Origin of the sequence: Janthinobacterium pasteuri, assembly GCF_051380775.1 — a bacterium.
Lineage (GTDB): Bacteria > Pseudomonadota > Gammaproteobacteria > Burkholderiales > Burkholderiaceae_D > Janthinobacterium.
On sequence record NZ_JBNYXS010000016.1, the window covers coordinates 66,830 to 90,509 of the forward strand.

Sequence of the window (23,680 nt, forward strand, 5' to 3'; positions counted from 1 at the left end):
ATCACCATGGCAGAGAACCTGAACCAAACCATTACCGGCGGCGCCAGCGAGCGCAAGCAGGACAAGATCATCGAACTGCGCCCGACCCTGTTCATCGGCATCGGCGGCACGGGCATGCAGGTGCTGATGCGCGTGCGCCGGCGCATCCTCAACACCGTGTGGGGCGGCGCGGGCAACCGCACGCGCATCGAGGGCTTGGCGGACTTTCCCATCGCGCAATTCATCCATTTCGACCTGGACAATGGCGCCGTGATCGAAAGCGGCGAATCGCAGGCGAAAGACTTGCAGTTCGACCAGGTGAAGTTCACGGACGATGACAAGGTGGTCGAATCGTTCGACATGGACAAGTACAGCCGCGATGAAGATTCTCTGGAGAAATATCCGCACATCAAGGAATGGCTGCCCTTGACGCCGCAGCGCATCCGCGAATTGCGTTTCGACATGAGCAGCGGCGCGGGCCAGATACGCGCCGTCTCGCGCCTGTATTTCTTCGACAAATACGCGAAGATCCGCGACAAGATCCGTTTGAAACTGAAAGCCCTGAAGGCGGGCCTGTCGCACGAGCGCCAGCTGGCCGAACTGGGTTTACGCATGGAAACGAACCGTTTCCGCATCGTCATCGTCGGTTCCGTGGCCGGTGGCACGGGTTCCGGCTCCTTCCTGGACATGGGCTTGCTGGCGCGCTGGCTGGCGCGCAGCGAAGTGGGCGCGGCCGACGTCGAGCTGATGCTGTTCCTGCCGACCGGCTACACCAAGGCCAACAAGGACCGGGTCGAGGCCAACGGCTATGCGGCGCTGATGGAGCTGGAATCGGCGATGATGGGCAACAAGGGCTATGTGGGCCGCTGGGATGCGTATGACCGGCCGGAACTGACGCGCGAGCCGTACAGCGAGGTTTACCTCATCGATTCGGGTAATCTTGCCCAGCAGCACACCAAGGAAGTCAGCGACGTGTACCACATGGTGGCCGATTCCCTGTTCGAGGATTTTGCCTCGGCCGACTTTGCGCGCGCCAAGCGCTCGATCGCCGTCAACCAGGCGCAGCACAAGAATTCCCTGTACAACGCGCCCGTGCCGCAAGACCGCTTTGGCGACATGCGTTTGTATTTCTCGAAGCGCTTTTCTTCGTTCGGCATGGCCGTGCTCGATACGCGCCAGGAAGCGGCGCGCGACGAGCGGGCTCACCGCTGGGCCGGCGCCATGCTGCAAGCGTTCTTTGGCGTGGGCGGCACGGATGCGGGCGCCAACCGCGCCACCGATACGCAGCGCGATAATTTCCTCGCTGCAAATATGTTCCTGAAGGGCACGCCGTTCAGCGACTTCCCCGAATTTTCCGACAAGAGCATCGAACTGAAGCGCTCCAGCGGCGACTTCATCGATTTCCGCGTCGTCGACGAATTGCTGGAAGACCGCCACGGCCACTTGCTGGCCGGCGTGGAAAACCGCGTCAATACGCGCATCAACGATATCCGCACGGGTTTCGACCGCAGCGAATGGCCGGCGCAGGTGCGCGATGCCATGAAGCATCTGGAACGCGACGCCGTGCGCGACCAGGATTCCACGGCCGATACGACGGAAGACCGCATCAGCAAGCGCCGCCGCGAAGTGCTCGACGACGTCAAGAAAGTCGTGCGCGACCAGCTGTATGGCTATCTTGATAATAAAGAGTTCGGCGGCCTGGAGTACGTGCTGTCGCTGGTGGAACAGATCAAGGACCGCATCGAGGCGCCCGGCAGCGGCTTGACGGCGCAGATCGGCGCGAATGCCGAGCGCTACCGCGAAATCAAGGAAGCCGTGCGTTCGCGCGAATACGAGCGCCTGTTGAATAACCTGGAACAGACGCGCAGCACCTTCGGTTTCCTCAGCAATGGCGAAAAGCAGGCTGGCGTGGTGATGGACCATCTGCGCACGGAAATGGCGAATGCCCTGAAATTCCATTTGCGCGCCAAGGCTGCGGACGAGTCCGTCATCCTGCTGGGAGAACTGTCGCGCTGGCTGGGCAACCGGGTCGGCGTCGATGGACAGGGCCGCGCGCAGTGGAATGGCCTGGTGGGCGAGCTGCAAACGGGGCGCGAAGGCGTGCTGGCCATGCTGGCGGAACTTAAAACGGCCAATACCATCCTGCAAAAGGACCTGGACAAGGAACACGCGACCCTGATCGTCATTCCCGTCACGGAAAAAGCCATTGCGCTGCCATCGGCAGCCACTTTGCGCCAGTGGGCCGATGAAGCGTTCAAGGACATGGGCGGCTCGAAAGCGCTGTTCCCCATGCTGGGCGAACCGGCGCAGCGGGGCTTGATCCTGGCCAAGGTCACGCGCATGGCCGAGAACATGATCGCCACGGCGGGCCTGGCGGAAGGCGCGACGAGTACGCCCGACCCCCTGTTCGAGGCGCTCGAGCAGATGGATGTGTCCGAACGCCTGGACCGCTTCCGCAAGCTGCTGGCCTGCTCCATGCCATGGATCGACGCCAATATGGCCGGCGATTTCACGGTCGTGTCGGACCAGTTCAAGTGCGTGATCGGCGTGGCCAACGCGGCCGCCTTCAAGGCGAAGTTCGGCGCCGAGCTCGAATCGTGCGTGCCGACCCAGGTGGGCATCACGGTGAGCCAGCTGGAAATCGTCGAAACGGGCATCCGTGGGCGCGCCGTCTGCTATTGCGAACTGGCCGGCGTGCCGATGACGGTGCTGCGCGGCCTGGAAGGCTGGCGCACCAGTTACCGCAAGGAGGGCGACAACGACAAGGCGCCGACCCATACACATATTGATCCGACGCAATTCACGCACCCGATCGCACCGAACACGGATGAAATGAAGCGCCTGGCGGAAGATTTCGGCGAATTCCTGCAAGCCATCATGCTGGGCATACTGACGCGCCACACTGGCCGGGTCGTGCCGCCGGGCCAGTACCAGTTTGCCGTCGAACCGGGCGACTTGCGCCGCATCGGCAATGAACGGGCCATCCGCCAGAACGGCATGCCCGCCTCGTACGAGAAAAATATCGCCTTGCGCATCGAAGAAAAATTGGCTGCGCTTGATGCTGTGCAGACGGCGGCCCTGGCGGCGCTGGCAAAATATTATGAACGGGGCGTGTATGCGCCCAAGCTGGTGGCGCAGGCCGATGGCTCGCAGCTGCCGTATATCGGCTTTGGCAGCGCCATTTCCGCCGAGGTGGGCGCGCGTTTGCGCGAGTCGGCGCGCCGCAAGGGCATGGCCAGCGATGAGCTCGACCGCACGGTGCAAGCCCTGCTGGGCCGCCTGAAGGAATGGGCGAATGTCATTGGCGACTCCGACAGCGATGCGTACGACTGGGAAGTGCGCGAGCCGGAAGCGGACGGCCAGCCGCGCCTCAAGTATGCGATCAAGCCAGAAATGCTGGAAGCGGGGCGGTTGGAGCAATTGCTGCGTCCGGCCGGCGCGCCGGCTGCCCCTGTAGCACCGGTTTTTGGCATGGCGCCGCCACCGCTAGGCGGCATGCCGCCGCCGCTGGTGGAGCACCAGTATTTCCTGGGCATCAATGGCCAGCAGCAGGGACCGTTCACGGCCCAGCAAATCGTGCAGTACGTGCAGGCGGGGCAGGTCGCACCAGGCACCACCAAGGTGTGGCGCGCCGGCTTGCCGGCCTGGGTCGACCTGGTCCAGTTCGCCGAGCTGGCGCCTTTGTTCCTCAGCGCGCCGCCACCGTTGATGCCGCCGCCCCTGTGAACGCTGGAATGATGTTGGAATGAAGGATTAGTTTTGGATATCTGCATCAAATGTCAGGGCGGCCTGTGGACCGCTGTCAGCCATTGCCCGTACTGCGGTCACGCCGTGGCTGGCGCTGCCCGGCCAGACGCGGCTGTGCCGCTGCCTGTGCCCGCGCCGGTTCCAGTGCCAGCGCCGGTTCCAGTGCCAGCGCCGCCGCCCGTGGCGCCCAAGCCGCCACCCGTGCCGGTGACACCGGCGCCTGCGCCGAAAGCGCCGCCGGTGCCGGTGCCGCCGCAAGCCGCGCCGAAGCCCGTACCTGCCCCCGCGCCTGTGCGTCCACCGGCGCCTGCGCCGGCAGTACCGCCGCCACCGCCGCGCAAGTGGCTGCGCTGGCTGGGCGGCCTTGCCGTGCTGGCGGCCGTCATCGTCTACATGAATGGCAAGCCGGGCGGCAAGAACGATGCGGCTTGCAATGACGCTATCGACAGCGGCCTCAAGTTGGTAGCGAATGGCAGCCTGGACGGTGCCCGCCAGAAGCTGGCGACGGCGAAAAATGTGTGCACGGGCAAGTCCAGCGCCAAGGCGGACGATTTGCAGGCGGCGATTGGCAAGGCGGGCGCCACATCAGGCAGTTGCCAGCGCGGCGTGCGTGCCATTGAACGCAATATCGATGGCCACCAATTGCAAAGTGCCGTCAAGGGCATCGCCGCGCTCGACGCCGATTGTGCGGGCGCATCCAGCGTGGCATCCTTGCGCAAGCAGCTGGCGCGCCAGCAGGCGGCAGCCGCATCGGTGCTGGTAGGGGTGCGCCAGGCGCTTGATGGCAAGGATGCGACATCGGCACGCAATGGCATTGCCCGGCTGGAAGCGATCGACCGCGAAGCGGCGGAATTGCCGCAGTTGAAGGCCGACGTGCAAGCGCTGTCGGCAGCCTCGGCGCCGGCGCCCGCGCCCGTTTCTGCAGCGGCACCGCTGGAAACGGCACCGGCCCGCATCGTGCCAACGGAACCGGCGCCCGTGCGCGCGGTCGAACGTTCAGCGGCGGCCGAACGCCGTCCGCAGGAAACGTCGCCCGTCGATAGCGGCGCGGCCATGCGCAGCGAGATGGCGCAATCGTTCTTGCGCGATGCCGAGCGATCGTTGCTGGAAGGCAAGTTCGATGCGGCCAAGACGTATCTGGAAAGCGCGCGCCGTATCGATCCCGGCAATGCGCGCATCGAGAATCTGTCGCGCCGCATCCGCGAACGGGAACGGCAAGTGCTGCAGACGGAAACAACGATCAATTAGTCATCTGGGGAGCCACCATGCTGAATCACACCACCTTGCGCGCGGCTGCTGCGCTGACCATCGCGGCCATGCTGACCGGCTGCGCCACGGCGCCGGTGAATCCGAACGGCGTGCGCCAGGACAGTTCCTATTCGCAAGGTGGCACCCAGGCGGCCACGGATGAGGACCCATGCAGCGTGGGCACGACGGCGGCGGCCGGCGCGGCCGTGGGGGCGCTGCTGGGCGCGCTGGCGGGCGGCAAGAATGGCGCGCTGAAGGGCGCAGCCATCGGCGGCGGCCTGGCGGCGGCCGGTTGCCTGGCCATCAACGTCAATTCGCGCCAGACCAAGACGGCGGCGCAGGCGGACCGCGACTACATCCGCGCGCGCGGCGCGCTGCCGCGCGAGCCGCAAGTGGTGTCGTACACGCCGCAGCTGAGCGCGTCGACCGTCAAGCGCGGCCAGCCGTTCAAGGTGACAACGGTGGTGGAACTGGTCAACGGCAGCGCGCAAAGCGTCAACGACGTGCGCGAAGAGCTGGTGGTGCTCGACCCGCAAGGCCAGCCATTCAAGTCCGGCTCGAAAACCTTGGCCAGCAGTAATAAATCGGGCGGGCGCTTTGAAAACTCGTTCGAACTGACCTTGCCGGCCGGCGTGTCGCAGGGCGTGTATGGCGTCAAGACGAATCTGTACGTGAACGGCAAGCTGGCCGCCACGCGCGACCTGCGCACGCAGCTGGTGATGCTGGACGAGCATGGCGGCGCGGCGCAGCTGGCGCTGCGTTAGTTAAGCGCCACCAGCATAGCCATGCTGGCGCCAGGCCTCGTAGACGACGACGGCCACCGTATTCGACAAATTCAAACTGCGGTTGTCGGGGCGCATGGGCAGGCGGATGCGTTGCTCGGCAGGAAAACCGTCGCGCAGGGCGGGATCGAGGCCTTTTGTTTCCGAGCCGAACACGAACACGTCGCCCGGTAAAAAGGCCACGTCGCCGAACGGGCGTGAACCGCGCGTGGTCATGGCGAACATGCGCGCCGGGTCGGGCTGCGTGTCGGCCAGGAACGCTGCCCAATTCTTGTGCACCTTCATCTTGGCGTAATCGTGGTAATCGAGGCCGGCGCGCTTCATCTTGGCATCGTCGAGCGGAAAGCCCAGCGGTTCGACCAGGTGCAGCTGCGCGCCCGTGTTGGCGCACAGGCGGATGACGTTGCCCGTATTGGGCGGGATTTCAGGTTCTACCAAAACAACGTGAAACAAAATGCTCTCCTCATATATATAGCGAATTTAATGCGGCGGCGTGCGCGCCACGACCAGGATGCTGACCTTCGCCGCGCCCGCGCGCTTGCAGGCGGTCGCCAGGGCGTTGACGGTGTGGCCGCTGCTCATCACATCGTCGACGATGCCCACATGGCACCCATGCAATAACGCCCCATGTTCCGGCGCGATGGCGAATGCGTGCGCCAGGTTGGCTTGCCGTTCCTGTGGCGCCACGCCGCTTTGCGCCGGCGTTTCGCGCACGCGCAGCGCCAGGCGGGGCTGCAAATGTACGTCCAGCAGGCGCGCCAGTGGACGGGCAATTTCCAGCGCCTGGTTGAAGCCTCGCTCGGCCAGGCGGGCCGGGCCCAGCGGCACAGGACACAGCAGTTGCGGCGCCTCCCAAGTCGGTTGTTGCTGAATGGCAACATGCAGCAGTTCTGCCAACAGGGGCGCCAGCGCCAGGCGCGCGCCGAATTTCAGCTGCAGCAGCAACTGGTCGACGGGCGCCGCATAATCAAACGCCGTGATCGTGGCGTCGTATGCGGGCCTGTGGCGCAAACAGCGTCCGCACAGCGTTGCCACCTCAATGTCCGCGAGCGGATTGGCGCACTGGCGGCAGCGGGGGCGCAGTTGCCCCCGTCCTTGTCCCAGATACTGCGCGCGGCAGGGCGGGCACAGCACTTGCGGGCAGCCGATGCCACACAGCGCGCACTGGGCCGGCAGCACTGTGGCGCCCAGCCACTGGTGCAGCGCCCGCCAGGCGCCATCAAGCCGGGGCCGGGTGGCGGTCCGCATCGCGATGGCGTCGTTCCATGTACACTGCCGACATTATCTCACCTCCCCCGATTCAACATGCCAGTTCCCACCAGTCCGCCCAAAATGAGTGCGCCCATCGATACGGTGCAAGTACGCGATTTCTTTTCCCGTCCGGCGCGCATCGCGCCGTCGGACTTCCTGCGCCGCGAGGTATCACAGCGCATGCACGAGCGCCTGGAGCTGGTGAAAATCACGCCCTTGCGCGTGCTGGACGCCGGTTGCGGCCCCGGCGCGGACCTGGCGCAGTTGCACAAGGATTATCCCGCCGCGCAAATTATCGGTCTCGATGCAGCGCAAGCGATGATGCAGGCGGCGCGCGCGCCCGCGTCGAAACTGGCCGGCCTGAACCAGTTCCTCAGCAAGTTGCTGCCGGCCAAGGCAGGCGTGGATTTGCTGTGCGGCGACCTGGGCGACCTGCCGCTCGCGCAAGGCAGCATCGACCTCGTGTGGTCCAACCTGGCGCTGCACTGGCATGCCCAGCCTGACCGCGTGTTCGCCGAATGGCGGCGCGCGCTGCGCCTCGATGGCTTGCTGATGTTTTCCTGCTTCGGCCCCGACACCTTCCGCGAAGTGCGCGATGCGTTTGCCGAGGCGGACCTGTTTCCGCACGCCTTGCCCTTTGTCGACATGCACGACTTTGGCGACATGCTGGTCGAGACGGGGTTTTCCACGCCCGTGCTGGACATGGAGATCATCACAGTCACCTACGATACAGCGGAAAAACTGCTGGCGGACGTGCGCGCCTTTGGCGGCAACCCCTTGACCACGCGCCGGCGCGGCCTGATGGGCAAGGCGGCCTGGCAGCGCATGCTGGACGCGCTGGAAAAGATGCGCCGTCCCGACGGCAAGCTGGGCCTGAGTTTCGAGGTCATCTATGGCCACGCCTTCCGTCCCGCGCCGCGCGTGACGCGCAATGGCGAGGCCATCATTCGTTTTGACTTGCCCAGAAAACCCAAATAAAAGGGGAAAGAAACTGACACTTGGTCGCCATCCGCGCATGGATGCAGCAGCGTAGCGTTGCAAAGCGCGCGGCGGCCGGCAGAAGGGCGCGCACAAAGCCGATTATTGCTTGATGGATTCAAGTTTACTTGATTATAATCGTTGATTGTTTGTCAGCTTGCCAAGTAGAAAAAACAAGGGCTGCATACAAAATAAAAAAAACAAAGCAAGACTTATTCGAAGTTACTGCATTAGTATAGTAACCATCTTCCCCGCGAGGCCATTTCAAGGTGGGGAAGAAAAACAGGGTTCCAGCATGGTTGCGCGCCGCCGTTTTTGCTGCCGTAGCCAGCATGGAATTCGCTGGTGCTTGACGCACATGGCCGTATTCTGGCTGTGTTGCTTTCATGGAGGAGCGGCAGCGGTCCAGTACGGAGAAATCCGCAGCCGTTTAAAATATCATTATTTTTGGGTGGTTGGGGAAAACATGACACATGCAAAGCGACTTCAATCGTTGCTGCTCGGGCTGTCTTTGACAGCGTTTGGCATCGGGCGATGGGCCACGGCGGCACCGGCTGCCAGTACCTATCCCGGCACCGGCGGTCCCGTGCCGTTCGAAATGAATCTGCAACCGCCGGCGACACAGATCGCCCATGAAATCTACGATTTGCACACCCTGATGATGATCATCTGCCTGGTGATCTTCGTGGCCGTGTTCGGCGTCATGTTCTATTCCATCTTCAAGCACCGCAAGTCCCTGGGCCACAAACCGGCCACCTTCCACGAAAGCACCACCGTCGAGATCGCCTGGACCGTCGTGCCTTTCCTGATCGTCATCGGCATGGCCCTGCCTGCCACGCGCACCGTGGTGGGCATGAAGGATACCTCGAACGCCGATATCACCATCAAGGCCACGGGCATGCAGTGGAAATGGGGCTATGATTATCTGAAAGGCGAGGGCGAAGGCATTTCCTTCCTCTCCAACCTGGCCACGCCGCGCTCGCAAGTGGGCGCGCCAGGGGCGCCGCCGACGGAAAAGCGGGGAGAAAACTATCTGATCGAAGTCGACAATGAAGTCGTGGTGCCGGTCAACAAGAAGATCCGCGTGGTGCTGACGGCCAACGACGTCATCCACGCCTGGTCCGTGCCCGCCTTCGGCGTCAAGCAGGATGCGATTCCCGGCTTCGTGCGCGACACCTGGTTCAAGGCCGACCATATCGGCACCTTCCGCGGCAATTGCGCCGAACTGTGCGGCAAGGAACACGCGTTCATGCCCATCGTCGTCAAGGTCGTATCGGCAGATGACTACAAGGCCTGGGTTGATGTAAAACAAAAGGAAATGGCGGCATTGGCTGATGATCCAAGCAAGGTGTGGACCATCGACGAATTGAAGGTCAAGGGCGAGAAAGTGTATACGGCCAACTGCGTGCTCTGCCACCAGGCGACAGGCAAGGGCGTGCCCGGTGCGTTTGCAGCGCTGGACGGCTCTGCCGTGGTGAACGGTCCGAAAGCGGCACAGATGCATGTCTTGCTGAACGGGCAAAAGAGCGGCAAGTTCCCTGCTGAAATGCCAGCGTGGAAACAGCTGTCCGACACGGAAATTGCCGCAGTGATCACTTACACGCGCAATTCCTGGTCGAACAAGGCCGAAGAGAACATCGTTCAACCAGCCGAAGTCGTGGCTGCACGCAAGTAATTAGGAGCCGCACATGAGTACTAGCACGAGCACCTTGGATCACGCCGGTCACGACCACGCCCACGACCATCCCACTGGCTACCGCCGCTGGCTGTTTGCCACCAACCACAAGGATATCGGTACCCTGTACCTGTGGTTCTCGTTCATCATGCTGCTGTCGGGCGGCGTGCTGGCCCTGATGATCCGTACGGAACTGTTTCACCCAGGCTTGCAATTTTTTCACCCTGAATTCTTCAACCAGCTGACCACCATGCATGGCCTCGTGATGGTGTTTGGCGCCATCATGCCGGCCTTCGTCGGCTACGCCAACTGGATGATCCCGCTGCAAGTGGGCGCATCCGACATGGCGTTTGCCCGCATGAACAACTTCTCGTTCTGGCTGTTGCCGCCGGCAGCGCTGCTGCTGGCCACCTCCTTCCTCGTGCCGGGCGGCGCCACGGCTGCCGGCTGGACCCTGTATGCGCCGCTGTCGACGCAGATGGGCCCTGGCATGGACATGGCGATTTTCGCCATGCACCTGATGGGCGCCTCGTCCATCATGGGTTCGATCAACATCATCGTCACCATCCTCAACATGCGCGCACCGGGCATGACCCTGATGAAAATGCCGATGTTTTGCTGGACCTGGCTGATTACCGCGTACCTGTTGATCGCCGTCATGCCCGTGCTGGCCGGCGCCATTACCATGACCCTGACGGACCGCCATTTCGGCACCTCCTTCTTTAACGCGGCCGGTGGCGGCGACCCCGTCATGTACCAGCACATCTTCTGGTTCTTCGGCCACCCCGAGGTCTACATCATGATCTTGCCGGCCTTCGGCATCGTCTCGCAGATCCTGCCCGCGTTTGCCCGCAAGCCATTGTTCGGTTACGCGTCGATGGTGTACGCCACGGCCTCGATCGCGATTCTGTCCTTCATCGTCTGGGCGCACCATATGTTTACCACCGGCATGCCGGTGACCAGCCAGCTGTTCTTCATGTACGCGACCATGCTGATCGCCGTGCCGACGGGCGTGAAAGTGTTCAACTGGATCGCCACGATGTGGAAGGGTTCCATGACGTTCGAAACGCCGATGCTGTTCTCGGTGGGCTTCATCTTCGTCTTCACCATGGGCGGCTTCACTGGCCTGATTCTGGCCGTGACCCCGATCGACATCCAGCTGCAGGATACTTATTATGTGGTGGCCCACTTCCACTATGTGCTGGTGGCCGGTTCGCTGTTCGCCCTGTTCGCTGGCTTCTACTACTGGTCGCCGAAATGGACGGGCCATATGTACAACGAGACGCGCGGCAAGATCCACTTCTGGCTGTCCTTGATCACGTTCAACGTGACCTTCTTCCCGATGCACTTCCTGGGCCTGGCCGGCATGCCGCGCCGCTACGCCGACTATCCGGCGCAGTTCACGGACTTCAATATGATCGCCTCGATCGGCGGCTTCGGCTTTGGCCTGATGCAGGTGTACTTCCTGTTCTTCGTGGTCTTGCCGACCATCCGCGGCGGCAAGGCTGCGCCAGCGAAACCATGGGAAGGTGCGGAAGGCCTGGAATGGACCGTGCCGAGCCCGGCGCCATTCCACACGTTTGAAACCCCGCCGACAGTGAAATGAGGTATCGCGGGCCGGCGTGTTGCGCGGCCCGTCTTGAATAAAGTGCCTGTCATGACCGAACGTAAAAAACCGAACAACCTGCGTACCGGGCTGATCTTGGCCGCTTTGGCGGCCTTCTTCTTCCTGTCCGTATTCGTCAAGCGCATGTGGCTCTGACGTGACGATGCCCCACCAACAGGAAACACGCGGCCTGAACCGCAAGATGCTGGGCAAGCTGATCGTCATTGCCATCCTGATGTTTGGCTTTGGCTACGCCCTGATTCCCGTCTACAAGCAGATTTGCGAGGTGATGGGCATCAACGTGCTGACGCAAAAAGATGGCACGGTGGCTTACGATAACAATACGCAGGTCGATACGACGCGCAGCATCACCGTCGAGTTTGACGGCAATGCGCAGGGGCCATGGCGCTTCCGCCCGACCGTGTCGAGCATGCAAGTGCATCCGGGCGAACTGGTGACCGTCCTGTATGAAGTGGTCAACACGCAAAACCGCGTCGTCAACGCGCAAGCCATCCCCAGCTATGCGCCGCAAAGTGCCACGCCGCATTTCAAGAAGGTCGAGTGTTTCTGCTTCAAGCAGCAGACCTTGAAACCCCACGAAGCGCGGCAGATGCCGGTGGTGTTCTTCCTCGATCCGGCCCTGCCGAAAGAGGTGAAAACCATCACCTTGTCGTACACGTTTTTCGAGATTGCCGGTCTGAGCCAGGCTCAAACGCCGGCCGTCCAATAGGAGAGTGCCATGGGCGAATCCAAGCAGCCTGAAAAAGCGTCATTCCTGTATTCGCTGCGGGCCGTGGTGTGGTCATTCACGGGTCTGCGCCGCAAGAGCGATTTCGACACGGATTCGGCCAAGCTCAATCCCGTGCACATCGTCATCGCCGGCTTCCTGGTGGTGGCTTGCCTGATCGGCGTCCTGATTTCGATTGTTAAATTCGTCGTTTTATAAATTATAAAAAACCACCCTATAAGTTTTTGAGGAGATGATGATGAGTTCCAACCACGCCGCCGTACCTTATTATTTCGTGCCCGGCCCGTCGCGCTGGCCCATGCTGGGCGGCGCCAGCCTGCTGCTGACCATGATCGGCGCCTCGGCCTGGGTCAACGACGTCTCCTGGGGCCCGTACGTGAATTACCTGGGCATCGCCGGCATCCTGCTGGTGCTGTATTTCTGGTTCGGCGACGCCATCAGCGAATCGGAGCAGGGCCTGTACAGCGAGCGCATCGATCATTCCTTCCGCTGGAGCATGAGCTGGTTCATCTTTTCGGAAGTCATGTTTTTCGCCGCCTTCTTCGGCGCGCTGTTCTATGCGCGCAGCATTTCCATGCCGTGGCTGGCCGATCTCGACCACAAGGTGATCTGGCCCGACTTTGCCGCCCACTGGGGTAATACGGGCCCGGCTGGCACGGTGCAGGAATTTACCACCATGACGCCGTTCTGGATTCCAACGATCAATACGGCCTTGCTGCTGACGTCGGGCGTCACCCTGACCATCTCGCACCACGCACTGCGCGCCGGCCACCGCGCCATGACGGCCCTGTTCCTGTTCGCCACCATCGTGCTGGGCGCGATCTTCATGGGCTTCCAGGTCTACGAATACATGCACGCCTACAGCGAACTGAATTTGAAATTGACGTCGGGCATCTACGGCGCCACCTTCTTCATGCTGACGGGCTTCCACGGTTTCCACGTGACCCTGGGCGCCATCATGCTGTCCGTCATCCTGTACCGCGTGCTGAAGGGCCACTTCACGCCCGACCACCACTTCGGCTTCGAAGGCGCCGCCTGGTACTGGCACTTTGTCGACGTCGTCTGGCTGGGACTGTACGTGGTCGTGTATTGGTTATAATGGCGGGGCAGGGCCTGCGTCGTTGACGCTTGCGCCTGCACCATAAAAAAAGCCGTACCGGGAGATCCTGGGTACGGCTTTTTTCTTAGCGTGAAGAATTTGCCAATCAGGCAAGAAGAAGCTTAATGTATACCGGTCGGCTGGATGTAGCCCAGATGATGCGCCAGCAGGATCAGCAGGAACAGCGTGATCGACAAGCCCACGCGCAGGGCCAGCGCCTGCACGGTGCGGTTGCTCTTGCCCTTGTCGCGCATGAGGAAGAACAGGGCCGAGCCCAGGCTGCCCAGGATCAGGATGAAGGCAATGGCAACGAGGATTTTCATGGATGGTAGCGCCAGGCTTGAGGAGGTTTCATTGTAATGCGTATCCGCTTCCATTTTAGATGGATTCCATTTGTTGTAATGCTGCTACTGGTGGCCCTGGGGGTGTCGCTGGCGCAATGGCAGCAGCGCCGTGGCGACGAGAAACTCGCCCGCGCCGCCCGTCTCGCGGCGGGCAACCAGGCCGCACCGCTGGCATTGACGGCCGTGCCCTTGCTGCCGGCCGATGCGCAAGCGATCGAATACCGCCGCGTCACCGTCACGGGCCGCTTCGTGCCTGCCTGGACGGTCTACCTGGACAACCGCCCGTACAAGGGCCAGGCGGGCTTCCACGCGCTCACGCCATTCCAGATCGACGGTTCCGCCATGCACGTGCTGGTGGCGCAGGGCTGGTTGCCGCGCAACAATGCCGAGCGCACGCGCATTCCCGATTACGCCACGCCCGCGGGCACGATGACCATTAGCGGCATCGCGCGCCTGAACGCGGGTCACGTGATGGAACTGGGCACGGCGCCGGCCCTGGCGCCACACGCCATCGTGCAAAATGCCGATATCGGCCAGCTGGCCCAGGCCAGCGGCCTGGCCTTGCAGCCCTTCCTTATCGAACAAACAGTTGATTCAGTTGATTCGACAGCGGCGCCAGCGGCCAGCGCGCTTCCCGTGCGCGACTGGCCGGCGCCCGATCTGGGCGTCGACAAGCACCGCGGCTATGCATTCCAGTGGTATGCACTGGCACTGATGGCTTTTCTATTTTTTGTCTTTACAGGATTTCGACGTGCAAACAAACAGCCCTGAAACAACACAAGACAGCACCGGCAAGCAGGTACAGAACACGGGGCGGTGGAAACTATTGGCCGTGGTGGCCGTGTGCGCCTTTCCCATCATCGCCTCGTATTTCACGTATTACATCATCAAGCCGACGGGCCGCAACAACTACGGCGCCCTGATCGACCCCCGTTTGCACCCGATTCCCGAAGCCCGGCTGCAGGTGACGGAACTCGACGGCAAGGCCGCGCCGCTGGCGCAGTTCAAGGGCAAGTGGGTGCTGCTGCAAACGGGGCCATCCGATTGCCAGGAAGCATGCAAGAAGCAATTATTTGACATGCAACAACTGCGCCTGATGCAAGGCAAGGAACGCGAACGCCTGGAACGGGTCTGGCTGGTGACGGATGCGCAGCCGCTCGACACGCTGGTGATGCGCGAATTCGACGGCACCAGCATGCTGCGCGTGAATAACGACGCCCTGAAAGCCTGGCTGCCCGTGGAGGCGGGCGGCAAGACCAGCGACCACCTGTATCTGATCGATCCGCTGGGCAATCTGATGATGCGTTTCCCGAAAGATGCGGACCCGAACAAGATCAAGAAAGACATCGCCAAGCTGCTCAAAGCTTCGGCGATCGGTTAAGGAGTCTGCATGCCGACGATGCATCTCTCCGCGCTGGCCCAGCTGGGCTTGACAGGTTTGCTGGTGGCGCTGCTGCCATTGACCATGGTCTGGGTGTCCGCGGACGCCAATAAATACCGCAAGCTGGTGTGGATCGCCGTCTTTTTGACGGTCGACCTGATCATGTTTGGCGGCTTTACGCGCCTGTCCGATTCCGGCCTCGGTTGCCCGGACTGGCCAGGCTGTTATGGTTCCGCCAATCCCTTCCTCGCGCACGAGCACATCGTGGCGGCGGAAACCCTGATGCCGACGGGCCCCGTGACGGTGGTCAAGGCGTGGATTGAAATGACGCACCGCTACCTGGCCATGGCCATTGGCGTGCTGATCGTGGCGATGATGGTGCAGGCGTGGCGCCAGTGGAAGAAAAGCAAACGCCAGGAATTTGCGCCGGCGTTGCCGACGGCGCTGTTTTTGTTCGTCTGCCTGCAGGGCGCGTTCGGTGCCTGGACCGTCACATTGAAACTGCAACCGGTGATCGTCACCATCCACTTGCTGCTGGGCATGGGGCTGCTGGCCATGCTGACGTGGCTGGGCGGGTGCCAGGACCATGCCGTCAAACCCTTGCTGCGCGCCGATGCGGATGCGTCCGTGCTGCGCCCCGTGCGCGCGCTGGCCGTCATGTCGCTCGTGTTGCTGACCATGCAGATCGCGCTGGGCGGCTGGGTGAGCACCAACTACGCCACCCTGGCCTGCACGGATTTCCCCCTGTGCGGCGGCAAAGTCATTCCGGAGATGGATTTCGAGCATGGTTTCCATTTGTGGCGCGAGCTGGGCAAGACGGCCGCCGGCCATTACTTGCCGTTTTCCGCGCTGACGGCCATCCATTGGGTGCACCGCAATTTCGCCTTCATCGTGCTGGCCGGTGTCGGCTATACGGTGTTGCGTGCGTGGAAACTTCCATCCTTGCGCGGCACGGCCCGCTGGCTTGCCTTGGTGCTGGCCCTGCAGGCGGCTACGGGCCTGGCGACGATCTACCTGAGCTGGCCATTGTCGATTGCCGTCCTGCATAACGGCGGGGCGGCGCTGCTCGTGTTGTTGCTGACCATGTTAAACTACAAGGCTAAATTCCAATTCGATGTAGCGCGTAATGTTCAGCGCGCTTGCGCCTCCGCGACAGTGCCCCCTGCATCAGCCAGTCCTTCCCGTACCGCATAAATGACTACTCAGACCATCAGCCGTAAACCATCCCCCCGCATCGCCCAGTACTGGGCGCTGACCAAGCCGCGCGTGACGCAACTGGCCGTGTTTTGCGCCGTCATCGGCATGTTCCTGGCCAGCGAGGAGTTGCCAGACTGGCGCGCGGTGGTGTTTGGCACCCTCGGCATCTGGCTGCTGGCCGGCGCTGCGTTTGCCGTCAACTGCCTGGCCGAGCGCGAAATCGATGCGCGCATGGCCCGCACGGCGCGCCGCCCCATGGCCATGGGCGACATCAGCGTCAAGCAGACGGTGGTGTTCGCGCTGGTGATCGGCGGCCTGGGCATGGCGATTCTGTATAACCTCGTCAATCCGCTGACCATGTGGCTGACCTTTGTTACCTTTGTCGGCTATGCCTTGATCTACACCATGGTGCTGAAACCGGCCACGCCGCAAAATATCGTCATCGGCGGCCTGTCCGGCGCCATGCCGCCTGCGCTGGGCTGGGCTGCCGTCGCCAACGACGTGCCGATGCAGGCCTGGTTGCTGGTCTTGATCATCTTTGTCTGGACGCCGCCGCACTTCTGGGCGCTGGCCATGTACCGGCGCGACGATTACGCGCGCTCGGGCTTGCCCATGCTGCCCGTCACGCACGGCTTGAAATTCACGCAATTTCACGTCTGGCTGTATTCGATCGCGCTGGCCGCTACCACCTTGTTGCCCTTTGCCGTGCGCATGAGCGGCCTGATCTACCTGGCCTCGGCCGTGTTGCTCAACGCCGGTTTCCTGTATTACGCGTGGAAGATGTACCGCCACTACACGGACTTGATCGCGCGCAAAGCGTTTACGTATTCCATCATTTATCTGGCATTGCTGTTCGCGGCCCTGCTGGTCGATCACTACATTCCCATCGGAACATGAAAAAAACCCTGACCTTGTTGTTGGCGGCCGCCCTGGTCGCCGTCCTCGCCGGCTGCGGCAAGCCGGCCGCGCCCAAGCTGGCATTCAAGAACACGGACGTGACGGGCCTCGGCTATGCGCGCGAGTTCGCGCTGACGGACCACACGGGCCACCCGCGCACCCTGGCCGACTACAAGGGCAAGCTGGTGCTGATGTTCTTCGGCTATACGCAATGCCCGGACGTCTGTCCCACGACCATGGCCGACATGGCGCAGGTGATGCAGGCAATGGGCCCGCAGGCGGAGCAGGTGCAAGTGCTGTTCGTCACCGTCGACCCCGAGCGCGACACGCAAGCCTTGCTGGCGCAATATGTGCCCGCCTTCGACAAGCGCTTCGTGGGCCTGTATGGCGATGCGGCCGCGACGGCCAGGGTGGCCAAGGAATTCAAGGTGTATTACGCCAAGGTCGAGGGTGAAACGGATAGCAGCTACACGGTCGACCACACGGCCGGCACCTATGTGTTCGACCGCGAAGGCAAGATCCGCCTGTTCGTGCGCCACGGCGAAAAACCTGCCGCCATCGCGCACGATCTTAAACTTCTGCTATCCTGACCCGGTCGCGCCCCCAGGCGCCATCTTCAGGATTTGCAGTACATGGATAAACGTTTCGAGCCCCACGCCCGCCTGGCAGCCATCATCTTCTTGCTGATCGGCTGCTTTTTCGTCTTGCGGCCCTTCCTGGCAGCCATGCTGTTTGCCGCCTGCGTGGGTATTTCCAGCTGGCCCCTGTATATCCTCCTGCTGGAACGCCTGAAAGGCCGGCGCAACTGGGCGGCGTCCATCATGACCGTATCGCTGATCCTCGTTATCGTGCTGCCGCTGGCCCTCGTCACCTACAACCTGGCCGACAATGTCTCGCGCATCTATGAACAGTTGCGCACGGCGCTGGAATCGGGCGGCCTGCATCCGCCGGCCTGGCTGGCCAGCATCCCCGTGGTGGGCGACACCATCGATGGCTACGTGCGGCGCCTGCTGGAAGACCGCGAGGAATTATTGAATTTGGGTAAGACCATGCTGGAGCCGGCGCGCCATTTCCTCGCTTCCGGCGGCATTTTGCTGGGTACGGGTCTGGCGCAGACCAGTCTGGCCGTGTTTGTCAGCTTCTTCCTCTACCGCGATGGCCAGCAACTGAGCCGTGCCCTGATGACGGGCGCCGGCCGCATCATCGGCGACAGCGCGCCGGGCGTGGGCCTGACCATCAGCCGCACCGTGCGCGGCGTCATGTACGGCTTGCTGGGCACGGCGCTGGCGCAGGCGCTGGTGGCGGTGATCGGCTTTCTGATCGCTGGCGTGCCCGCCGTGGCGCTGCTGGGCGTGGCCACCTTCATCTTTTCGCTGATCCCCGTGGGGCCGCCCCTGATCTGGGGCGGCGCCGCCATCTGGCTGTTTACGGACGGGCAGACGGGCTGGGGCATCTTCATGCTGGTGTGGGGCGCGCTGCTGATCAGCGGCGTGGACAACGTGGTCAAACCCATGTTGATCAGCCGCGGCAGCAGCTTACCGTTTTTGCTGGTGCTGCTGGGCGTGCTGGGCGGCGTGCTGGCCTTCGGCTTCGTCGGCATCTTCATCGGACCGACCCTGCTGGCGGTGCTGTACAGCTTGCTGCAAACGTGGACGGTGGGGGAAACCACCGTGCCGCAGGGCAAGGATACGATTACCTTGAAAAAAGATTAATCGCGTAAGTCCGCATCGAGGTCGCGTTCCTGCTTGGGGATCACCTTGATCAGTACGATGCGGGGCCCGTTCATCTTCTTGACGACGATGTCGAAGTCGACAAAGGTGATGCGCTGGCCCTGCTTCGGAATGTCCCCCAGCTTGACCATGATCAAGCCACCCACCGATTCCACGTCATCCAGCCCCAGTTCCTCGTTTTCGATATCGATGCCGAGGATGCGTTCGAGCGAGAAGATGGGCAGGCTGGCCTTGCCGATCAGGGTGCCGTCGCTTTGCTTGAGCCAGTCGTTTTCATTGCGGCGGAATTCATCGCGGATTTCGCCGACCATGGCGCCGAGCAAGTTATCGAGCGTGATGAAACCCAGCGGGCGCTTGCCCTTTTCGCCGATCAGGGCGAAGTGGGGCGCACCATCGCGGAAGCGGCGGAACAGTTCCAGCGCCGGCGTGCGCGCGGAAATGATGTCCACGGGACGCAGAAACGGCGTGAGCGAGGTGATCGGTTTGCCTGCCTGCTGGGCAAAGAACAGGTCTTTCAGGTGCACCACGCCCAGCACGTCGTCTTCATTCATGTCGAAATACGGGTAGCGGCTGAAGCGGTTGCGCAGCACCGTGTCGAGGTTTTCTTCCAGGGTGTTTGACGCGTACAGGGCGATCACTTCGTTGATCGGGCGCATCAGGTCCGACACCGTCATTTGTTCAAAATCAAGCGACTGCGCCAGGATGTTGCGCTCGTCGCGCGTAAACTTCTCGCCGGGCTGGCTGGTGCGCAGGATCAGCTTGAGTTCTTCGGACGAGTAATGGGCATCGTGGCCGCCCTTGCCGGACAGGCCCGCCATGCGCAGCACCCAGTTGGCGCTGGCGTTGAGCAGGTAAATGGCCGGGTACATGGCCCAATAGAAACCATACAGGGGAATCGCGCTCCACAGGCCGACGGCTTCCGGGTTGCGGATGGCCATCGATTTGGGCGCCAGTTCGCCCACGACGATATGCAGGAAGGAAATGACGCTGAAGGCAACGACGAAGGAGACGCCATGGATCAGTTCTTGCGAGGTGATGCCGACGGCGCCGAACACGGGTTCCAGCAAGCCGGCAAACGCCGGTTCGCCGACCCAGCCCAGGCCCAGCGACGCCAGGGTAATACCTAGCTGGCAGGCGGACAGGTAGGCGTCCAGTTGGCCATGCACCTTGGACAGGATGCGGCCCCGCAATCCCTGTGTCCTGGCGATGGCGCGGATGCGCGTGCGCCGCAATGTGACGATGCCAAACTCGGCGGCAACAAAAAAACCGTTCAGCGCGACCAGGAAGAGGGCGAGCAGGACTAGCAAGACATTGTGCATGGGGGCGCTGAAGATGGGCTGTAAAAACGTCATCTTAAACGACGAAGGGCGGCATAACCTAATTTAGCCGCGCGCCCAGCCCGTGCAGGCGGGTGCGCGCGGCGGTTTTGTCACGCTTTTTCAGCCTTTGGCCGCCGTTTGCGGTCCGCCGCGCATGGCAAAGACCATGACGGCCGAGACGATGGCGGGGATGGCAACGACGAGGAAAATCGTGCTGTTGGGCCAGTTCAGGCGGATCAGCTCGCCACCGAGCACAGGGCCTATGATGGAGCCGATGCGCCCGATGCCCAGGCTCCAGCCTATGCCCGTCGAGCGCAGGGTGGTCGGGTAGTAGCTGGCCGCCAGGGCATTGACGGCAGGCTGGCCGCCCACCACGCAAAAGCCCGCGATGAAGATGGTGATGAAGAGGAAGGCCAGCGACACGTCGGGACGGCCGATCAGGGCGATGGCGACCGCCGCGACGAGGAAGCATGGCAGCAGGATGCGGCGGAAGCTGGAGCGGTCGATCAGCTGGCCCATGACGAGCGTGCCGATGGTGCCGCCCACTTGCAGGGCCGTGCCCGCCAGCACGGCGTTGGCCGTGGACAGGCCTGCTTCCTTGGCAATGGTGGGCAGCCAGTTGGACAGGAAGTATAAATTCAGCAAGTTCATGAAGTTGATGACCCACAGCAAGATCGTCATCTTCGCGCGGCCCCCCGTAAACAATTGCAGCACGGGCGCGCCCTTGTGGGCCTTCTCATGCACGACATACTGGGTATTGGCCGTAATAGTCACCGTTGGATCGATGCGTTTCAACCACTGCGCCACCTTGTCGAGCTTGCGTTGCTTGAGCACCAGGAATTGCATCGATTCCGGCAGCAGGAAGAACATCAGCACGCCGATCACCAGCGGCACCACGCCGCCCACGTAAAATACGGATTGCCAGCCGAATGCGGGAATCAGCGCGGCCGACAGCAAGCCACCGAGCACGGCGCCCAGGGTAAAACCGCACGAAACCAGCATCATCAGTGTGACTTTCTTGCGCAGGGGGCTGTATTCGCCGGCCAGCGCCATGGCGTTCGGCATTACGGCTCCCAGGCCCAGGCCCGTGATGAAACGGATCAGCTGCAATTGCTCGATGTTGGTCGCCAGCGGCGTGACCAGCATGCACAGCGAAAAGAAGATGGTCGAGCCGATCAGTACGGGGCGGCGGCCGAACTTGTCGGCCGTGATGCTGAAGACGAGCGAGCCGACCAGCATGCCCAGCAGGCCCGCGCCAAACACGGGGCCAAGGTTGGCCTTGCTGACGTGCCAGTCGGCGATGATGGCGGGCGCCACATAACCCATCGCCTGCACGTCGAAACCATCCATGATGACGCACAGCCCGCACAGGATCAGCATGCCGATCTGGAAGGAGCCGATCTTGTTGTGATTGATGAGATCGGGAATATCGATCGTCTTGCCTGCCGTGGACATGGTGCCGTTCCTTTTTTTTATGGTGATCGCGCCCTTCCGGCGAGGGACAGGCGCGTGTTTGTCTCAGGCTTCATTACAATCGCTTTTGATTGATTATTCAAACGTTATTTTCGAATGGATTTATCAGGTTTCCTTGTGAATCTTCGGCGAGCGCTGGATGGCCGCCAGGATCACGTCCAGCGCCGGGTGCATGATCTTGCGTTCATTCGAGATGACGTAAAACTGCTCGCGCAGGGAAGAAGCGTCGCCCACCAGCACGGCGCCGAATTGCTCCTCAATCTCGCCGGCCAGGCTGGCCGAGGCGAAGAACAGGCCCAGGCCCTTGCGGCCAAACGCGTTGAGCATGGCGTTGTCTTCGAATTCGCCGACCACGTCGGGGCGCACGCCTTGCTGCACCATCCATTCATCGATGCGTCCGCGCAGGGCGTTGTTACGCGCGGGCAGCAGAAATGGCGCGCCGTGCAGGCTATGCGGGAAATTGTCGCGGTATTGTCCGGCCAGCGCAGGGATGGCGAACAGCTTCATGGCGCTTTCGCCCCACAGGTGGCTCGACACGCGCAGGCTGGCGCCGGCCGGCACGGCGCGGTCCGTCAACACCAGGTCCAGCTTGTGCAGGGCCAGGTCGGCCAGCAGGGATTCGAATTCATCTTCCAGGCAGACCAGCTTGACGGGCTTGTCCAGGCTGCGCGTGGCGTCGAGCATGCGATACGCCATCAGTTTCGGCAGCGAATCTGAAATGCCCACCGTCAGGCGCATCTTTTCCGCGTCGGAGTCGGCCAGCGCGTCCTGCATCTGTTCACCGAGCAGGAAAATCTGGTCCGCGTAGCCGAGGGCCAGCCGGCCCGCTTCCGTCGGTACCAGGCGCCGTCCCTGCGGCTGCAGCAGGGACTTGCCCAGTTCCTTTTCCAGCAGGGCCAGCTGGGTGCTGATGGTTTGCACGGCCAGGCCCAGGCGTTCGGCCGCGCGCGTCACGCCTCCTTCCTTGGCGACCACCCAAAAGAAGTACAAATGGCGGTAATTGAAACCGGTCGTTTTCATCGCGTGACCCTATCTTCTGTTTTTTCGAAGTAATACTTCCATTATCTTCCATTTTTAAATGTGTCGCATGTCCTTATACTACGTTCCATTGAATTTGGATAACGGGGAACTATCGATGAAACATTTCAGAGTGTCATTTCTAGTGACATTTATCTGCCTCGGCATTTCCGCCTGGTGGGGTTACACGCACGGTGGCGTGTCGACCATGCTGTCGGCATTGGGCATTGCGGTGATCCTGGGCGTGATGGAAGTCTCGCTGTCGTTTGACAACGCGGTGGTCAATGCCTCGGTGCTAAAGAACTGGGACAAGTTCTGGCAGAACCTGTTCCTCGGCGTGGGTATCATCATCGCCGTCTTCGGCATGCGTCTGCTGTTCCCGCTGGTCATCGTGGCGCAAGCGGCGGACCTGGGCTTGCTGGAAGTATGGAATCTGGCCCTGAGTAATCCGGAACAGTATTCGATGCACCTGACGAATCACCACGCGGAAGTGGCAGCTTTCGGCGGCATCTTCCTGCTGCTGGTGTTCTTGAACTTCCTGCTGGACTCGGAAAAAGAAACGCACTGGCTGGGCCGTATTGAAGAAAAACTGGGCGCGCTGGGCAAGATCTCGTCGATTTCCGTGATGATCGCGCTGGGTACCCTGATGGTCAGCCTGTCGATGATCGAAGAAGGTCAGAAGCTGGTGGTCTTGACGGCCGGCCTGTGGGGTATTTTGACCTACGTGGGCGTCGATGTGATCAGTGGCTTGCTGGAAGGCGATAACGGCGATGGCAACATGGGTGACATTATCAAGCGCGGCGGTATTGGCGGCTTCCTGTACCTGGAAGTGCTCGACGCCTCGTTCAGCTTTGACGGCGTGATCGGCGCGTTTGCCATCACCAAGGATGTCGTGATCATCATGCTGGGCCTGGCGATCGGTGCGATGTTCGTGCGTTCGATGACGGTGTTCCTGGTGCGCAAGGGTACGCTCGACGAGTTCGTTTATCTGGAGCACGGTGCGCACTATGCGATCGGTATCCTGGCCGTGATCATGTTGGTCAGCATGAAGTTCCACATTCCCGAGATCTTCACGGGTCTGATCGGCGTGGCCTTCATTCTCGCCTCGCTGTGGTCGTCGATCCGCTACAAGCGCAGGATGGCCCTCGAAGAAGGCAAGACGGAAGCGCTGGAATCCGTCAAGGCAACAGTAGCGTAAAGAATGCGCGG

Annotated in this window: 24 protein-coding genes; 17 read left to right on the forward strand and 7 right to left on the reverse strand. The window is 61.9% G+C overall.

The features are described 5' to 3' along the window. Positions 1 to 6: 6 nt before the first annotated feature. From ACQ4WN_RS16800 to ACQ4WN_RS16810, 3 genes are read left to right on the forward strand one after another with little or no spacing between them, the layout of a single operon-like run. Positions 7 to 3,705, forward strand: coding sequence for a tubulin-like doman-containing protein (locus tag ACQ4WN_RS16800; RefSeq protein WP_436552576.1), 3,699 nt, complete (start codon positions 7 to 9; stop codon positions 3,703 to 3,705). A 33-nt stretch (positions 3,706 to 3,738) separates the two neighbouring features. Then, positions 3,739 to 4,974: a hypothetical protein gene (locus tag ACQ4WN_RS16805; RefSeq protein ID WP_436552577.1), complete on the forward strand. Its 1,236-nt coding sequence runs from the start codon at positions 3,739 to 3,741 to the stop codon at positions 4,972 to 4,974. Positions 4,975 to 4,991: 17 nt separating this feature from the next. After that, a complete protein-coding gene (locus ACQ4WN_RS16810) occupies positions 4,992 to 5,738 on the forward strand; it encodes a hypothetical protein (RefSeq protein ID WP_436552578.1) in 747 nt (248 codons plus the stop codon). Here the strand turns inward: ACQ4WN_RS16810 and trmL are convergent, their stop codons facing one another. Together trmL and ACQ4WN_RS16820 are read right to left on the reverse strand one after the other, a co-directional pair. Beyond that, the gene (gene trmL / locus ACQ4WN_RS16815) at positions 5,739 to 6,209 is read right to left on the reverse strand and encodes a tRNA (uridine(34)/cytosine(34)/5-carboxymethylaminomethyluridine(34)-2'-O)-methyltransferase TrmL (RefSeq protein ID WP_070222564.1); all 471 of its coding nucleotides are present in this window, start codon (positions 6,207 to 6,209) and stop codon (positions 5,739 to 5,741) included. It abuts the gene before it with no gap. Between the two features lie 27 nt (positions 6,210 to 6,236). After that, positions 6,237 to 7,004 carry a phosphoribosyltransferase family protein gene (locus tag ACQ4WN_RS16820; RefSeq protein ID WP_436552579.1) on the reverse strand — a complete coding sequence of 256 codons (768 nt, stop codon included), beginning with the start codon at positions 7,002 to 7,004 and terminating at the stop codon, positions 6,237 to 6,239. A gap of 57 nt (positions 7,005 to 7,061) precedes the next feature. On the opposite strand from ACQ4WN_RS16820, the gene ACQ4WN_RS16825 reads away from it, so the two are divergent. Next, a complete protein-coding gene (locus ACQ4WN_RS16825; RefSeq protein ID WP_436552580.1) occupies positions 7,062 to 7,985 on the forward strand; it encodes a methyltransferase domain-containing protein in 924 nt (307 codons plus the stop codon). A 124-nt stretch (positions 7,986 to 8,109) separates the two neighbouring features. On the opposite strand, the gene ACQ4WN_RS16830 is transcribed toward ACQ4WN_RS16825, so the two are convergent. Further along, the gene (locus ACQ4WN_RS16830; RefSeq protein ID WP_436552581.1) at positions 8,110 to 8,373 is read right to left on the reverse strand and encodes a hypothetical protein; all 264 of its coding nucleotides are present in this window, start codon (positions 8,371 to 8,373) and stop codon (positions 8,110 to 8,112) included. Between the two features lie 78 nt (positions 8,374 to 8,451). Between ACQ4WN_RS16830 and coxB the strand changes: the two genes are divergently transcribed. From coxB to ACQ4WN_RS16860, 6 genes are read left to right on the forward strand one after another with little or no spacing between them, the layout of a single operon-like run. Continuing rightward, on the forward strand, positions 8,452 to 9,660 hold the full coding sequence (gene coxB / locus ACQ4WN_RS16835) for a cytochrome c oxidase subunit II (RefSeq protein WP_436552582.1): 1,209 nt from the start codon (positions 8,452 to 8,454) through the stop codon (positions 9,658 to 9,660). 13 nt (positions 9,661 to 9,673) lie between these two features. Beyond that, positions 9,674 to 11,266 carry a cytochrome c oxidase subunit I gene (ctaD, locus tag ACQ4WN_RS16840; protein WP_071079424.1) on the forward strand — a complete coding sequence of 531 codons (1,593 nt, stop codon included), beginning with the start codon at positions 9,674 to 9,676 and terminating at the stop codon, positions 11,264 to 11,266. 51 nt (positions 11,267 to 11,317) lie between these two features. Beyond that, positions 11,318 to 11,422: a cytochrome oxidase small assembly protein gene (locus tag ACQ4WN_RS16845; RefSeq protein ID WP_219116544.1), complete on the forward strand. Its 105-nt coding sequence runs from the start codon at positions 11,318 to 11,320 to the stop codon at positions 11,420 to 11,422. Between the two features lie 7 nt (positions 11,423 to 11,429). Then, positions 11,430 to 11,996, forward strand: a complete 567-nt coding sequence (locus ACQ4WN_RS16850) for a cytochrome c oxidase assembly protein (RefSeq protein WP_436552629.1) — start codon at positions 11,430 to 11,432, stop codon at positions 11,994 to 11,996. A gap of 9 nt (positions 11,997 to 12,005) precedes the next feature. Continuing rightward, on the forward strand, positions 12,006 to 12,212 hold the full coding sequence (locus ACQ4WN_RS16855; protein WP_436552583.1) for a DUF2970 domain-containing protein: 207 nt from the start codon (positions 12,006 to 12,008) through the stop codon (positions 12,210 to 12,212). Positions 12,213 to 12,252: 40 nt separating this feature from the next. After that, on the forward strand, positions 12,253 to 13,113 hold the full coding sequence (locus ACQ4WN_RS16860) for a cytochrome c oxidase subunit 3 (RefSeq protein WP_289952273.1): 861 nt from the start codon (positions 12,253 to 12,255) through the stop codon (positions 13,111 to 13,113). 122 nt (positions 13,114 to 13,235) lie between these two features. On the opposite strand, the gene ACQ4WN_RS16865 is transcribed toward ACQ4WN_RS16860, so the two are convergent. After that, the gene (locus ACQ4WN_RS16865; RefSeq protein WP_046683386.1) at positions 13,236 to 13,436 is read right to left on the reverse strand and encodes a twin transmembrane helix small protein; all 201 of its coding nucleotides are present in this window, start codon (positions 13,434 to 13,436) and stop codon (positions 13,236 to 13,238) included. Between the two features lie 36 nt (positions 13,437 to 13,472). Between ACQ4WN_RS16865 and ACQ4WN_RS16870 the strand changes: the two genes are divergently transcribed. The 6 genes from ACQ4WN_RS16870 to ACQ4WN_RS16895 are packed head-to-tail and all read left to right on the forward strand — an operon-like array spanning position 13,473 to position 18,644. Further along, positions 13,473 to 14,228 (forward strand): SURF1 family protein, encoded by a 756-nt coding sequence (locus ACQ4WN_RS16870; RefSeq protein WP_436552584.1) that lies wholly within the window; start codon positions 13,473 to 13,475, stop codon positions 14,226 to 14,228. Continuing rightward, positions 14,209 to 14,838, forward strand: coding sequence for an SCO family protein (locus ACQ4WN_RS16875; RefSeq protein ID WP_436552585.1), 630 nt, complete (start codon positions 14,209 to 14,211; stop codon positions 14,836 to 14,838). The genes ACQ4WN_RS16870 and ACQ4WN_RS16875 overlap by 20 nt, the downstream gene beginning before the upstream one ends. Before the next feature lie 18 nt (positions 14,839 to 14,856). Further along, entirely contained in the window at positions 14,857 to 16,032 is a 1,176-nt protein-coding gene (locus tag ACQ4WN_RS16880) for a COX15/CtaA family protein (RefSeq protein ID WP_436552630.1), read from the forward strand. Continuing rightward, positions 16,033 to 16,932, forward strand: a complete 900-nt coding sequence (cyoE, locus tag ACQ4WN_RS16885; protein ID WP_436552586.1) for a heme o synthase — start codon at positions 16,033 to 16,035, stop codon at positions 16,930 to 16,932. It begins immediately after the preceding gene. Further along, positions 16,929 to 17,522, forward strand: a complete 594-nt coding sequence (locus ACQ4WN_RS16890; protein WP_436552587.1) for an SCO family protein — start codon at positions 16,929 to 16,931, stop codon at positions 17,520 to 17,522. Before cyoE ends, ACQ4WN_RS16890 begins: the two co-directional genes overlap by 4 nt. Before the next feature lie 42 nt (positions 17,523 to 17,564). After that, entirely contained in the window at positions 17,565 to 18,644 is a 1,080-nt protein-coding gene (locus ACQ4WN_RS16895) for an AI-2E family transporter (protein ID WP_436552588.1), read from the forward strand. Here the strand turns inward: ACQ4WN_RS16895 and ACQ4WN_RS16900 are convergent. The 3 genes from ACQ4WN_RS16900 to nhaR form a co-directional block, all read right to left on the reverse strand. Beyond that, positions 18,641 to 19,981, reverse strand: coding sequence for a hemolysin family protein (locus ACQ4WN_RS16900; RefSeq protein WP_436552631.1), 1,341 nt, complete (start codon positions 19,979 to 19,981; stop codon positions 18,641 to 18,643). The genes ACQ4WN_RS16895 and ACQ4WN_RS16900 overlap by 4 nt on opposite strands. Before the next feature lie 120 nt (positions 19,982 to 20,101). Then, entirely contained in the window at positions 20,102 to 21,436 is a 1,335-nt protein-coding gene (locus ACQ4WN_RS16905; RefSeq protein ID WP_436552589.1) for an MFS transporter, read from the reverse strand. A 123-nt stretch (positions 21,437 to 21,559) separates the two neighbouring features. Then, positions 21,560 to 22,474, reverse strand: coding sequence for a transcriptional activator NhaR (gene nhaR, locus ACQ4WN_RS16910; RefSeq protein WP_436552590.1), 915 nt, complete (start codon positions 22,472 to 22,474; stop codon positions 21,560 to 21,562). A gap of 115 nt (positions 22,475 to 22,589) precedes the next feature. Between nhaR and ACQ4WN_RS16915 the strand changes: the two genes are divergently transcribed. After that, entirely contained in the window at positions 22,590 to 23,669 is a 1,080-nt protein-coding gene (locus ACQ4WN_RS16915; protein WP_436552591.1) for a DUF475 domain-containing protein, read from the forward strand. Positions 23,670 to 23,680: the final 11 nt, after the last annotated feature.